Below are 12,067 nucleotides of genomic sequence, written 5' to 3'. Positions count from 1 at the left end.
CTCTCGGGACAGTGCCGATGTGATCTGTTGCAGGTCAAAGGCGGGACGCGATAGGTCAGGAAATGTGGGTGTATCAACACATTTGATCATTTGACGCGACAATTGGTTTCGGTACTTTTGAGACAAATTCAAATGGCGGATCTGACATGCAAGAACGGACATCCATTTTCACACCCGTTCTCTTGGTCGGGTGTTTCATCATCATGGTCAGCTTTGCGGTGCGCGCGTCTTTCGGTGTTTTCCAGATCCCGATTGCAGAAGAATTCGGCTGGCTGCGCACGGAGTTCTCGCTTGCCATCGCGATCCAGAACCTTGCCTGGGGTGTCGGGCAGCCGATATTCGGCGCTGTCGCCGAAAAGATCGGCGACCGGCGTGCCATCATCATCGGGGCGGTTGTCTATGCGCTGGGGCTGATCCTGTCGGCCAATTCCGGCACCCCGCTGGAGCATCAGGCCTATGCCTGGCTGGTGGGTTTCGGCATCGCGGGAACCGGGTTCGGCGTGATCCTGGCGGTTGTGGGCCGGTCGGCTTCCGATGAAAACCGCTCCATGTCACTGGCGATTGTCACGGCGGCGGGATCGGCGGGCCAGGTGTTCGGCGCGCCGACAGCCGAATGGCTGCTGACATTTCTGAGCTGGCAGAGCACCTTCCTCGTCTTCGCGGCGGTCATTCTGGCGATGATCCTGACACTGCCACTGATGCGCGCGCCCGCGATGGCCAGCAAGGCGGAGCTTGAGGAAAGCATGGGGCAGATCCTGGTCAAGGCCTTCCGCGATCCATCCTATACGCTGATCTTCCTGGGGTTCTTTTCCTGCGGATATCAGCTGGCCTTCATCACCGCGCATTTTCCGGCCTTCGTGACCGAGATGTGCGGGCCGATTCTGGCGGGCGGGGTGCTGCATAACATCGGGATCACGACTACATCGGCACTGGGCGCCGTGGCGATTTCGCTGATCGGCCTGGCGAATATCGCGGGGACACTGGCCGCGGGCTGGGCGGGCAAGCGCTATTCCAAGAAATACCTGCTGGCGGGCATCTACGTGGGCCGCACGGTGATCGCGGCGATGTTCATCATGTTTCCGATCACGCCGGTTACGGTGATCCTGTTCTCTGTCGGAATGGGCGCGCTCTGGCTGGCGACGGTGCCGCTGACCTCGGGCCTTGTCGCGCATATCTACGGGCTGCGGTACATGGGTACGCTCTATGGCATTGTTTTCTTCAGCCACCAGTTGGGCAGCTTCATGGGCGTCTGGCTGGGCGGGCGCATGTATGACGCCTATGGCAACTACGAAGCCGTGTGGTGGATCGGCGTGGCCGTGGGGGCTTTCAGCGCCATCGTGCATCTTCCGATCCGGGAGAAGCGGCTGGCAGGGCTGGTGACGGCCTGATCCGGGCGGAGGGCAGGGTTACGTGACCCAGGTCTTGCGTCAGACGCCATAGCGCCGCAGGATTTCCAGTATCTCGCCTGAATGGGTGTAGGTCAGCCCGTGCCCGGCCCCTTCAAGCACCTCATGCGCCGCCTTGCTGTTCCACTCCGCCAAAGTCCCGATGGCGGCGGCCGGGATCACCCTGTCGGCACCGCCCCAGATCGCCAGCACCGGCAGGCCTGCCGACTGCAGCTTCACGTGCTCGGATTCCAGTGTTTTGGACAGCAGCCCGCGCAGGCTGGCCAGCACCGCAGGGGTAAACCCCTGATACTCCGTTTCTTTGGCCTGAAGCAGGGTGACGTCCGGCACCGCAGTGGGCAGATCGCGCTCGGCCCGGACGCCTTTGCGATGCATCCGGGGAAACAGGGCCAGCATCAACCAGTCGCCGATCAAGGGGGTGTCGATGATGAACCGCATCAGCTTGCCACGCGCCAGCCCCATACCCGCCGGTGCCAGCAGAACCAGCCGGTTGACCCGGTCGGGATGTTCCGCCGAAAAGGCCGTGCTGATCGCCCCGCCCATCGAATACCCGATAAGCGTGATGTCACCCTCGACCCCCAGATGGGCCAGCAACTCGCGCAGTTGGTCGAGAAAGAACGCTCGGTCCTGCGGCGCCCTGGGCCGGTCGGAATAACCGCGGCCGTAGAGGTCATAGGTCAGCACCCGGTAACCCCGCTCGACAAGGCCGGGGGTCAGGCCGCCCCAGACGAAACTGGGCGTGGTCAGACCGTGCACGCAGACACAGACCGGCCCGTCCGCCGGGCCATGCCAGTTGAAATGCGTGACCCCCTTGCTGAGCCGCACGAATTGCCCCGGTGCCGTGCCGCGCGCGCTGTCGTCCATGCGGTGGCGGTTCCATTCGATCAACGGCGGCAAGGCGATGATCGCCGCCAGGATCAGCAGGACCCAGATCACTGCCCTGCGTTCCAGCGGTCCAGAATGTAGCGGCTGGTCATCAGATCCAGATGCGCGCCGCCGCCGTTCTTGAACAGCGTGATCTCATCGCGGGACTCTCGGGTAAACCGGGCAAGGTCGTAGTAATCCGCAATCAGATCGTCGCGGGTGATTGCCCCGGATTCCAGCGGGATATTGATTTCGCCGATATGGCCGATAGTGGTGTCAAAACTGTCGACAAAGATGCGCGCCCGCTTCAGTGCCGCATCATCGGTTTCGCGCATGTCGGGTCGGTAGGCGCCGATCAGATCGATATGTTGCCCCGGTTGCAGCCAGTCGCCCCTGATCAGGGGTTGGGTCGACATGGTGGCCGAGGTGACAATGTCCGCGCCGCGCACGGCGGTTTCCAGATCCTCGGCAACCGCCAGTCCCGGCAATTCGCTGGCCATGGCCTGAGCGTTCTCCGGGGTTCTGTTCCAGACGGTAAAGGCGGCATCCGGAAAGGCGGCGGAATAGGCTGCATGCAGCGCCCTGCCTTGGGTCCCGGCCCCGACGATCAGGATGTTGCGGCTGTCCGGGCGGGCCAGCCTGCGGGCAGCCAGCAGGCTGTCTCCGGCGGTCTTCCATTTGGTCACCAGATGGAAATCGACAATGGCGGCCATCTGGCCTGTGTCGTCCGCATAAAGGCAGACACCGCCGTTCACCATGGAACGGCCCTGGGCCGGGTTGCCGGGAAAGACAGTGGCTGATTTGACCGCGATGCCCAGGCCGTCGATCCAGGCGGCGCGGTTGAGCAGGGTATCCTTGCCCCGATAGAGGAATGTATCCCCGATCTCTGCCTTGGGAAGATCATGGCCTGCGGCCAGCGCATCGGTCAGCCCGATCCAGTCAAGCCGCGCCTCGCCCGCATCGAAGGGGATGTTCGGGACATCGGTCATTGTGCTTCCTCCTCGCTCAGCAGGTCTGCCGCGACAAGGCGGCCGGCCCATCCTTCGGGACCTTCGAACAGATGGGTCTGCCATCCCCGCGCGGCAGCGGCGGCGATATTGGCCGCACTGTCATCGGTAAAGAGCAGGGCGGCCGGGTCAACGCCGCTTTCCCTCTCCAGATGGGCAAAGATGGCCGGGTCCGGCTTCATCATCTTCAGGTGACCGGAGATGAAATCGCGGTCGAATGACCGGAAAAACGGATAATGGGTTGCGGCCAGATCATAGGTTTCGATCCCGAAATTGGTCAGCGAAAAGACCGGCACGCCTTTCTTCTGCAAGGCCTGCATCAGCCGCACCGAACGGTCGATGGCAGGCGTTGCCATGTCCATCCAGTGCTTTTGCCACAGCAGGATTTCGTCGTACCACTCCGGGTTGGCCCTGGCGGTGGCCTGCACCAGATCGCCAAAGGGTTCGCCCATATCGACCCGTCGGTTCATGTCGAAAAGGTCTACGGAAGCGAACAGCGCCTGCCGGCGTTCAGCCCCGATCAGGCGGTCATAGACCGGGAGCGGATCCCAGTGGATCAGCACGTTGCCAATGTCGAAAACGACGGCCTGCGGTTTCATCTGTCTTTATCTCCCCTGCCTGGAAATCCCGGGCGTTCTTTTCAACGAGAAAGGCTATTGCTGCTGTGCCGCGCGCAGGGCGCGCTCCAGCGCGTCCAGAAAACGGGAGCGGTCGGCCTTTGTAAAGCTCTTGCCGCCGCCCTGCCGAAACGGATCGGCGGCACGCAGGTCGGCCATCAGGTCGCGGGTGGCCAGCACGTTGCCGATGTTGGCCCCGGTCAGGGCCTCACCGTTGTGTTTGAGCACCTTTGCCCCCGCCGCCACGCATTTGGCGGCAAGCGGGATATCACCCGTCACCACGACATCGCCCGTGCCCGCGCGTTCCGCGATCCACATGTCCGCGACATCGGGCCCATCCGGCACGATCACCGTCTCGACCAGCGGGTTCTGTGAAGGCCGCAGGCCACCGTTGGAGACGACGAACATCCGCACCTTGTGGCGGGTTGCCACGCGCTCTGCCTCTGCCTTGACCGGGCAGGCATCGGCGTCGATGTAGAGCGCGGTCATGCGCCCCACAGTGCTTCTGCATGGAAGGCGATGTGATCTTCCATGAAGCTGGAGACAAAGAAATAGCTGTGGTCATAGCCCGGCTGCATCCGGAAGCTCGCCTGCTGGCGTTTGGCGGCGATGGCGGCGGCCAGCGCTTCGGGTTTGAGCAGGTCAAGGAACTGGTCGGAAGCGCCCTGGTCGATCAGGATCGGCCCGTCAAATCCCTTGTCTGCCATCAACAGGGTCGCGTCATGGCGCGCCCAGGTTGCCTCGTCGCTGCCCAGGTAGGCAGCAAGCTGTTTCCTGCCCCAGTCGCTTGCGGTGGGGTGCGCAATGGGGGCAAAGGCGGAGACCGATTTGAACCGACCGTCGAGGTTCATCGCAAGGGTCAATGCGCCATGCCCGCCCATCGAGTGACCGGTGATGCCCTGCCGGTCCAGGTCGATGGCGAAATTTTCGCCGATCAGCGCGGGCAGTTCCTCGGCGATATAGTCCCACATGCGGAAATGAGGTTTCCAGGGGTCTTCGGTCGCGTTCACGTAGAAACCGGCACCTTTGCCAAGGTCATAGGCCTCGTCGTCCGCCACATCCTCGCCGCGCGGCGAGGTGTCGGGAAAGACCAGCGCGATTCCGTGATCCGCCGCCCAGCACTGTGCGCCGGCCTTTGTCATCGCGTTTTCATGGGTGCAGGTCAGGCCCGACAGATACCACAGAACCGGCACGGGCCCGTCGCGGGCTTCGGCGGGCAGGAAGAGGCCGAACGTCATGTCGCAGCCGCAGGTCGCGGAGCTGTGCGAATAGACCCCCTGCGTGCCGCCGAAACAGGCGTTTTCAGAGATCGTTTTCATGGTGTGTCCTTTCGAGGTTTCGGGTCTCATGGAATGATGGAAAGCGGCGCGAACCCCGGTGTCAAACCTGGGTGATCCAGCCCACGACAAGGCTGACGGTCAGGATGCTGACGGCGGTGGACAACAGGATCGCGGTCGAGACCCGGACCGGGGCGACGCCGTAATGCTGGGCAAGCATATAGACGTTTCCGGCCACGGGCAGCGCGGAAACGGCGATGATGACGCCTGCCTTGAACGGGTCCACGCCGAACAGGAACAGCGCCGCAAAGGCGACAAACAGCGGGTGCAGCACCAGTTTGCAAAAGCTCAGCCAGCCCGCGATGTGAATCCGCTCGGGCTGAGTCAGCGCGAGTGAGGCGCCGATGGCAAACAGGGCGCCCGGTGTCGCGGCGCCGCCGAGGATGCTGAGAAAGTCGTTCATCGGGTCCGGGATGGGGATCTGCAGGCCCGACCAGACGAAGCCCAGAACGATGGCGACGATCATCGGGTTGCGGATCAGGCCCAGCCCGATGGGCCGCAGCATCTGCATCGGTGCCAGACCGCCACGCGAACCGGTAATCAGGATGACGATCAGGCTGGAGAAGACAACCAGGTCTATCGCCAGCGCCAGCAGCACCGGGCCGACCGCCTCCGGGCCCAGAAGCAGGGCGAGCATCGGAACACCGAGGAACCCGGTGTTCCCGATCACCGCGCATTGCGCCTCGATCGCGGTTGTCGGCACGTCCTGGCCGCGCAGGAAACCGACAAGCGTGGCGATCCCGTAGACAAAGCTCGTCCCCCAGAGATAGGCGACCACAAGGCGGGTATCCCAGACCTCGGCCAGCGACAGATTGGCGGAAAACCGGAACAGCATTGCCGACAGGGCAAAGTAGAAGACAAATTTTGTCAGATATGCGGTGGCTTCGGCACTGAAGAACCTGGAGCGTCCTGCCCAGAAGCCCAGCCCGATCAGGGCAAAGAAGGGCAGAGTTTTCATGAAGATCGCCAGCATGTCCCAAGGGGTATCCAGCAATGCGGTCCGGTGCAAGCGTCCTGCTGCACGGAAATACCGCTTGGAACTGAACGATTCGGTTTATATTGTTGTACCTCAATGTTTCGGAGCAGAAATGAACGTTGCCCCCCCAAAGGTTCGCAAGGGCCGGAAATTCGATCAGGTGCTGGAAGGCGCGCGTTCCGTGTTCATGGCTGACGGTTTCGAAGGGGCCAGCGTCGATGAGATTGCCCGCGTTGCCGCGGTGTCCAAGGCGACGCTTTACAGCTATTTTCCTGACAAGCGGTTATTGTTCATGGAGGTTGCCAGCTCCGAATGCGCCCGTCAGAGCCAGGAAGCGGTCAAGACCATCGACATGTGCGCCCCGCCCCGCGCGGTGCTGGGCCAGGCCGGGCGGCACTTCCTGCGGTTTCTGACCTCGACCTTCGGGCAGCAGGTGTTTCGGATCTGCGTTGCCGAATCGGATCGGTTTCCCGAGCTGGGCCAGAAATTCTACAGCACCGGTCCCGCGGTTGTGCGGGCCGAGATGGTTGCCTATTTCCAGGGGGCAGAGGCCCGGGGCGAACTGAAGATCGAGGATCACGCGCTGGCCGCCGACCAGTTTGGCGAGCTTTGCAAGGCCGACATCTGGACGCGGCTGATCTTTGGCGTGACAAAGACCGTCTCTGACGCCGAAATCGACCGGGTGGTGGACAGCGCGGTCGAGACCTTTCTGGCCCGGTACGAAACATGAGAACGAGATCAAGGAACAGGACATGAAAACACAGATCGCACTTGTCACCGCCGCCGCGCTGGCGGCCTGCGGCCCGCAACAAAACGGCGGCGCCTCGTCTGATGCTGGCGCGGGCGGTGCTGACACCTGTAACGCGGCGGCCTATGCCGGAATGATCGGTCAGGACGCGGTCGTGGCGCTGTCCATACCGGACCCCAAGCGTCAATACCGCCTGGGCGATCCGGTCACGATGGATTTCAACGCGTCCCGCGTGAACATCGTGCTCAACGATACGGATGTGATCATCGACATCACATGTGGCTGAGCGGTCCGGCTGTCTGACCCGAGGCGGATCAGGCAAGCGTTTGAATCGTGTCAGTGGGCGGTGACAGGAAAATCCGACCCGGACCGGACCATAGACGGGGGGCACATATGGGTCCGCTGTGCGGACTTATCTACAGTTGATCACTGGCAACCAGGCCCGGAACAAGCCGAAGGCGCCGGGCCGCGCACAGGCCCCTTATATCCCGTAACACTTCGGCAAGCGCCTTTCTCGCCCCCCGCGCGGCGTGAACCAAATAAAATTTTTATTAACAATGTATTGGGTTCCCCGCGGGGAACGCTATCGCAAACCCCTTTTTGCATGAGATCAAAAGGAGAGGCGGCGCCAGGTGATCAGGTAGATCCAGAAATTCTAGGACTTGGGGCGGTTGTCCACGATCCGCACGGCTTTGCCTTCGGATCGGGGGACACCGCCGACATCGGCCACATCCACTTTGACGCTGATCCCGACGGTCTGCTTGATCTGGGCAGACAATGCCCTTGCCGCATCGGCGCGCAGCGCGTCAGAGACGGAGGCATCCGCGCATTCACACAAGATCCGCATCTGATCCATGCGGTCGGGACGGGACAATTCGATCTGGAAATGCGGGGCAAGGCCGCTGGTTGCCATCAGCGCCTCTTCGATCTGGGTCGGAAAGACGTTCACGCCGCGCAGGATGATCATGTCATCCGACCGGCCCGTCACCTTTTCCATCCGCCGCATGGACCGTGCCGTGCCGGGCAGCAGGCGGGTCAGGTCGCGGGTGCGGTAGCGGATGATCGGAAAGGCCTCTTTCGTGAGCGAGGTAAAGACCAACTCTCCCTGTTCACCCTCGGCAACCGGCTGCCCGGTTTCGGGGTTGATGATCTCGGGATAGAAATGATCTTCCCAGATGTGCAACCCGTCCTTTGATTCCACGCATTCCATCGACACGCCCGGCCCCATGACTTCGGACAGGCCGTAGATGTCGACCGCATGCATGTCGAAGGCCTGTTCGATTTCCAGGCGCATCGCATTGGTCCAGGGCTCGGCGCCGAAAATGCCGACTTCGAGCGAGCTGGCGCGCGGGTCGATGCCCTGCGCGGCGAATTCATCCAGAATGGACAGGGCATAGGACGGGGTGACGGTGATCCCCTTGGGCTTGAAATTCTCGATCAGGCGGACCTGGCGCGGTGTCATCCCGCCCGAGATCGGGTAGGTCGACAGCCCCAGCGCATCGGCACCCAGATGGATGCCCAGCCCCCCTGTAAACAACCCGTAGCCATAGGCGTTGTGCAACATGTCGCCGGGACACATTCCTGCCGCACGCAGGGACCGCGCCACCACGCTGGCCCAGTTGTTCAGGTCGGCCTGCGTGTATCCCACGACCGTCGGCTGACCCGTGGTGCCCGAGGAGGCATGGATGCGGGCCACTTTCTCGCGCGGGACGGCGAACATGCCAAAGGGGTAATGGTCGCGCAGGTCGGTTTTGACGGTGAAGGGGAACTTTGCCAGATCGGCAAGCGATGTCAGGTCATCGGGATGTACGCCAGCCGCGTCAAAGCTGGATTTGTAGAACGGCACATTGTCATAGGCATGGCGCAGGGACCATTTCATGCGCTCCAGTTGCAGCGCCTCGATCTCGTCCCGGCTGGCAATCTCGATCGGATCAAGGGTGGATCTTTCTGGCGTCAGGTCTTTCATTCTTGGGTCCCCTCCTCAGGAAAATGCTGGCCTTTGACACTGCGCGACAAGCCACGGAACAGCGCGACCGTGCGCCCGTCCTCGCCCGTCACGGTGACGTCGTAGATGCCTGATCGTCCGGTTCTGGATGTCTCCACCGCGCGGGCGGTCAACACCTCGTCAGCCCGGCCAGGGCTGAGAAAGGTGATCTGGTTCTGCTGGGCGACAACAAGCTGGTTGTAGCTGTTGCAGGCAAAGGCAAAGGCGCTGTCGGCAAGGGTGAAGATATAGCCGCCGTGGCAAATCCGGTGCCCGTTCAGCATTTCGGGCCGGACCTTCATGGTCAGCGTGGCCTGTCCGGGTGCGACCGTCGTGATGGTCATGCCCAGCCCGGCAGAGGCCTGATCGGCGGCAAACATGATCTCTGTCGATTTTTCCGCACGTTCCTGGGGGGTCATTTGGCTGGCTCTTTATGTTTCATAAATCCTGAGAATTCCACAATGCTGTAACTCTTTCAATCATTATCATCTACGCAGGCTCTTGAATTGGGCGGCGAAGGGCGCAACTGTAGAAACATGACAGTGCAATTTCCTCCGCAAGTCACCCCCTTTGAGCGTCCTGCCGAACAGGTCGCGTTTCACCGCACCGAACTGTCATTGATCCTGTCGCTTTACGGACGGATGGTTGCGGCGGGTGAATGGCGCGATTACGGCATATCATGTCTGCGCGACGTGGCGGTGTTTTCTGTTTTCCGGCGCACGGCCGAGATCCCGCTGTACCGGATCGAGAAACGCCCGAAACTGCGCAGCAAGCAGGGGATGTATGCGGTGATCGGGACAAACGGTCAGGTGCTACGCAGGGGCCATGACCTGAAAGCGGTCCTGCGTGTGTTGGAGCGCAAGCTGATCCGCGCGGTGGAATAACCTCCCGGTCGGAAGCTCAACTTGAGGCCAGCGAAAGGCGCCGGTGCGCCGTCACGTTGCCGTCGCCCTGTTCGCGGATGCGGGTGATCGCCTCGGCAATCGGTTCGTAAATGGTCTGCATGGCGTGGACATTGGCGTGGATCAGCGTTTCGGGGTCAGCAACCAGCGCCACATGCCCCTTCCAGAACAACAGGTCGTTTCGGCGGTAGGGGCGGGATGCCGGTTCCCCCAGGATATGCTGCTGGTCGCTGTCGCCGGGGCAGGGGATTCCACAGGCCAGCAGGGCGGCCTGCACCAGCCCGGAACAATCAATGCCCCAGCGGCTGTTGCCGCCCCAGAGGTACGGGGTGCCAAGGAACAGCTTGGCGATGGCGGCGGGGTCGTCAAACATCTGGTCGGCCTCGCGCAGGTGGACCAGGGGAATGTATCCGATGGAGGTGACGGCAAAATTGCCCTTTGTGCCGGTCACCGCCACCGCGCTGCCAAAGCTGAGGCTCTGGCGTTCCAGCGATTTGAAATCCGCCGAGGTATAGGCATGGGTGGCAGGCGCGCAGACCCTGTGGGTCGTCTTGGCCGCGCTGCCCAGCGCGCCGGTGCTGACATGGCCACAATAGCCGTCCTTGTCCGCCTGAACATAGGTATATCCGGCAAAATCCTCGCTCAGCAGGGTCAGGGTGTCACCAAACAGCAGCTGGCGGTCTCGCGCCCCACCGGGGCTGCGGCACAGGTTGGTGACGGCGGCGGTGACCTGACCCGGTTCCGACCGTGTCACCAGCGAAGCTACGGGTGTCAGACGCGGGTCGCTCATCGGTTGAGAAACGGCAACAGAGCTGCGTGAAGCGCCCGTGTGGCCTGACCGGTGCCGCCCTTGGGGCGGGCAGGGGCAGCGGCAGGTTGCCATCCATAGATGTCGAAATGCGCATAGGGGCTTTCGGTGACGAAACGGCGCAGGAACAGGGCGGCGGTGATGCATCCGGCAAAGCCGCCCTTGGGCGCATTGTCCAGATCCGCGATGCCCGGTTCGATCATCGCCTCATAGGGATCGTGAAAGGGCATCCGCCAGACCGGATCGGCGGTGGCGGCTGCCGCCGCCTCAAGCGCCGAGACAAAAGCCGGGTCATCGCTGAAATAGGGGGCGAGATCGGGCCCGACCGCCACCCGTGCGGCCCCGGTCAGGGTCGCCATGGAGATGATCTGGTCCGGCGCGTCCTCATCGGCGTAAGCCAGCGCATCGGCCAGCACCAGGCGGCCTTCGGCATCGGTATTGTTGATCTCGACCGTCAGCCCCTTGCGCGATGTCAGTATGTCCTGCGGGCGGAAGGCGTTGCCGGAAACAGAATTCTCAACTGCCGGAATCAGCACCCGCAGTTGCAGGTCCTGCCCCGTGGCCATGATCATATGCGCCAGCCCAAGCACGGCAGCAGCTCCGCCCATGTCCTTTTTCATCAGACCCATGGAGGCACCGGGTTTCAGGTTCAGACCACCGGTGTCGAAACAGACCCCCTTGCCGACAAGGGTCAGCTTCGGTCCGGTCTTGCCCCAGCGCATGTCGATCAGCCGCGGGGCGCGGTCGGCGGCGCGGCCGACGGCGTGGATCATCGGAAAATTCTGCGTCAGCAGGTCATCCCCGACGATGATTTCGATCTCGGCACCATGCTGTTTTGCCAGTGCCAGCGCAGCATCGGCAAGGTCGGGGGGGCCCATGTCCGATGCAGGCGTGTTGATCAGGTTGCGCGTCAGCACCTCGCCTGCCGCTATGGCCTCGATCCGGGCCACATCCAGATCCGCCGGTGCGACAAGCCTTGCCCGCAGGGGCGATTGTTCGCGGTAGCGGTCAAAGGCATATCCGGCCAGGAGCCAGCCCAGCGCCTCGGTCTCTGCCGCGTCCTCGGGCAGGCCGCTGACGATTTCATAGCTGCCTTCGGGCAGGGTCGTCGCTGCACCGGCCAGGTGGAACCGGCCCCGCAGGCGCGCCTTCGGTGTGCCGTATCCGACAAGGGCCATCGCCGGTTTGCCCTCGGCATCAGCGATCACCAGCGACTGGCCAAGGGCACCGGTAAATCCATTCGCGCCGATCCAGTTCTGAACCGCTGCCGGCTGATCGGCGGACCAGCCCGTCAGCGCATCTTCGGAAAGAACGTGCAGCGGCAGGGTATCGGCGGTTTTCGGGACAAATGTGCAGGGCATGGTACGCTTTCGATTTCGGAACAACCTGCGGCGCAGCCTATCCTTTCCAGCGATGCC

At 62.5% G+C, this 12,067-nt stretch carries 14 protein-coding genes; 4 read left to right on the top strand and 10 right to left on the bottom strand.

What is annotated here, in order from left to right; genetic code table 11:
* The first annotated feature begins 146 nt into the window (after positions 1 to 146).
* The gene (locus PVW51_RS01570) at positions 147 to 1,388 is read left to right on the top strand and encodes an MFS transporter (protein WP_269363373.1); all 1,242 of its coding nucleotides are present in this window, start codon (positions 147 to 149) and stop codon (positions 1,386 to 1,388) included.
* A 39-nt stretch (positions 1,389 to 1,427) separates the two neighbouring features.
* Here the strand turns inward: PVW51_RS01570 and PVW51_RS01565 are convergent, their stop codons facing one another.
* The 6 genes from PVW51_RS01565 to PVW51_RS01540 form a co-directional block, all read right to left on the bottom strand.
* Positions 1,428 to 2,342 (bottom strand): alpha/beta fold hydrolase, encoded by a 915-nt coding sequence (locus PVW51_RS01565; RefSeq protein ID WP_274573325.1) that lies wholly within the window; start codon positions 2,340 to 2,342, stop codon positions 1,428 to 1,430.
* Positions 2,339 to 3,259: an ornithine cyclodeaminase family protein gene (locus tag PVW51_RS01560; protein ID WP_274573324.1), complete on the bottom strand. Its 921-nt coding sequence runs from the start codon at positions 3,257 to 3,259 to the stop codon at positions 2,339 to 2,341. Before PVW51_RS01560 ends, PVW51_RS01565 begins: the two co-directional genes overlap by 4 nt.
* A complete protein-coding gene (locus tag PVW51_RS01555) occupies positions 3,256 to 3,876 on the bottom strand; it encodes an HAD-IA family hydrolase (protein ID WP_274573323.1) in 621 nt (206 codons plus the stop codon). The genes PVW51_RS01560 and PVW51_RS01555 overlap by 4 nt, the downstream gene beginning before the upstream one ends.
* Positions 3,877 to 3,930: 54 nt before the next feature.
* On the bottom strand, positions 3,931 to 4,383 hold the full coding sequence (locus tag PVW51_RS01550) for a YaiI/YqxD family protein (RefSeq protein ID WP_114274290.1): 453 nt from the start codon (positions 4,381 to 4,383) through the stop codon (positions 3,931 to 3,933).
* Positions 4,380 to 5,213: an S-formylglutathione hydrolase gene (fghA, locus tag PVW51_RS01545; protein WP_274573322.1), complete on the bottom strand. Its 834-nt coding sequence runs from the start codon at positions 5,211 to 5,213 to the stop codon at positions 4,380 to 4,382. Before fghA ends, PVW51_RS01550 begins: the two co-directional genes overlap by 4 nt.
* A 61-nt stretch (positions 5,214 to 5,274) precedes the next feature.
* Positions 5,275 to 6,204, bottom strand: a complete 930-nt coding sequence (locus PVW51_RS01540) for an AEC family transporter (protein WP_269363627.1) — start codon at positions 6,202 to 6,204, stop codon at positions 5,275 to 5,277.
* A 115-nt stretch (positions 6,205 to 6,319) separates the two neighbouring features.
* On the opposite strand from PVW51_RS01540, the gene PVW51_RS01535 reads away from it, so the two are divergent.
* Positions 6,320 to 6,937 carry a TetR/AcrR family transcriptional regulator gene (locus PVW51_RS01535; protein ID WP_274573321.1) on the top strand — a complete coding sequence of 206 codons (618 nt, stop codon included), beginning with the start codon at positions 6,320 to 6,322 and terminating at the stop codon, positions 6,935 to 6,937.
* 22 nt (positions 6,938 to 6,959) lie between these two features.
* On the top strand, positions 6,960 to 7,241 hold the full coding sequence (locus PVW51_RS01530) for an I78 family peptidase inhibitor (protein ID WP_269363385.1): 282 nt from the start codon (positions 6,960 to 6,962) through the stop codon (positions 7,239 to 7,241).
* 369 nt (positions 7,242 to 7,610) lie between these two features.
* On the opposite strand, the gene paaK is transcribed toward PVW51_RS01530, so the two are convergent.
* Positions 7,611 to 8,921 (bottom strand): phenylacetate--CoA ligase PaaK, encoded by a 1,311-nt coding sequence (gene paaK / locus PVW51_RS01525; RefSeq protein WP_274573320.1) that lies wholly within the window; start codon positions 8,919 to 8,921, stop codon positions 7,611 to 7,613.
* Positions 8,918 to 9,358: a hydroxyphenylacetyl-CoA thioesterase PaaI gene (gene paaI, locus PVW51_RS01520; protein ID WP_274573319.1), complete on the bottom strand. Its 441-nt coding sequence runs from the start codon at positions 9,356 to 9,358 to the stop codon at positions 8,918 to 8,920. Before paaI ends, paaK begins: the two co-directional genes overlap by 4 nt.
* 117 nt (positions 9,359 to 9,475) lie before the next feature.
* Between paaI and PVW51_RS01515 the strand changes: the two genes are divergently transcribed.
* The gene (locus PVW51_RS01515; RefSeq protein ID WP_114276068.1) at positions 9,476 to 9,823 is read left to right on the top strand and encodes a DUF2794 domain-containing protein; all 348 of its coding nucleotides are present in this window, start codon (positions 9,476 to 9,478) and stop codon (positions 9,821 to 9,823) included.
* A gap of 16 nt (positions 9,824 to 9,839) precedes the next feature.
* On the opposite strand, the gene PVW51_RS01510 is transcribed toward PVW51_RS01515, so the two are convergent.
* Together PVW51_RS01510 and PVW51_RS01505 are read right to left on the bottom strand one after the other, a co-directional pair.
* A complete protein-coding gene (locus tag PVW51_RS01510; RefSeq protein ID WP_274573318.1) occupies positions 9,840 to 10,631 on the bottom strand; it encodes a C40 family peptidase in 792 nt (263 codons plus the stop codon).
* Positions 10,628 to 12,010, bottom strand: a complete 1,383-nt coding sequence (locus PVW51_RS01505; protein ID WP_274573317.1) for a leucyl aminopeptidase family protein — start codon at positions 12,008 to 12,010, stop codon at positions 10,628 to 10,630. The genes PVW51_RS01510 and PVW51_RS01505 overlap by 4 nt, the downstream gene beginning before the upstream one ends.
* Between the last annotated feature and the right edge of the window lie 57 nt (positions 12,011 to 12,067).

It is taken from the genome of Sulfitobacter sp. PR48 (assembly GCF_028807335.1).
Classification (GTDB): Bacteria; Pseudomonadota; Alphaproteobacteria; order Rhodobacterales; family Rhodobacteraceae; genus Sulfitobacter.
Note: the sequence above shows the minus strand (reverse complement) of the source record. Positions and strands in the feature narration are given on the sequence as shown.

What these genes read in the sequence shown, in the direction of transcription:
- PVW51_RS01570 (WP_269363373.1), top strand. Translation starts at nt 147, where the DNA reads ATGCAAGAACGGACATCCATTTTCACACCCGTTCTCTTGGTCGGGTGT.
- PVW51_RS01560 (WP_274573324.1), bottom strand. Translation starts at nt 3,259, where the DNA reads ATGACCGATGTCCCGAACATCCCCTTCGATGCGGGCGAGGCGCGGCTT.
- PVW51_RS01555 (WP_274573323.1), bottom strand. Translation starts at nt 3,876, where the DNA reads ATGAAACCGCAGGCCGTCGTTTTCGACATTGGCAACGTGCTGATCCAC.
- PVW51_RS01550 (WP_114274290.1), bottom strand. Translation starts at nt 4,383, where the DNA reads ATGACCGCGCTCTACATCGACGCCGATGCCTGCCCGGTCAAGGCAGAG.
- fghA (WP_274573322.1), bottom strand. Translation starts at nt 5,213, where the DNA reads ATGAAAACGATCTCTGAAAACGCCTGTTTCGGCGGCACGCAGGGGGTC.
- PVW51_RS01540 (WP_269363627.1), bottom strand. Translation starts at nt 6,204, where the DNA reads ATGCTGGCGATCTTCATGAAAACTCTGCCCTTCTTTGCCCTGATCGGG.
- PVW51_RS01535 (WP_274573321.1), top strand. Translation starts at nt 6,320, where the DNA reads ATGAACGTTGCCCCCCCAAAGGTTCGCAAGGGCCGGAAATTCGATCAG.
- PVW51_RS01530 (WP_269363385.1), top strand. Translation starts at nt 6,960, where the DNA reads ATGAAAACACAGATCGCACTTGTCACCGCCGCCGCGCTGGCGGCCTGC.
- paaK (WP_274573320.1), bottom strand. Translation starts at nt 8,921, where the DNA reads ATGAAAGACCTGACGCCAGAAAGATCCACCCTTGATCCGATCGAGATT.
- paaI (WP_274573319.1), bottom strand. Translation starts at nt 9,358, where the DNA reads ATGACCCCCCAGGAACGTGCGGAAAAATCGACAGAGATCATGTTTGCC.
- PVW51_RS01515 (WP_114276068.1), top strand. Translation starts at nt 9,476, where the DNA reads ATGACAGTGCAATTTCCTCCGCAAGTCACCCCCTTTGAGCGTCCTGCC.
- PVW51_RS01510 (WP_274573318.1), bottom strand. Translation starts at nt 10,631, where the DNA reads ATGAGCGACCCGCGTCTGACACCCGTAGCTTCGCTGGTGACACGGTCG.
- PVW51_RS01505 (WP_274573317.1), bottom strand. Translation starts at nt 12,010, where the DNA reads ATGCCCTGCACATTTGTCCCGAAAACCGCCGATACCCTGCCGCTGCAC.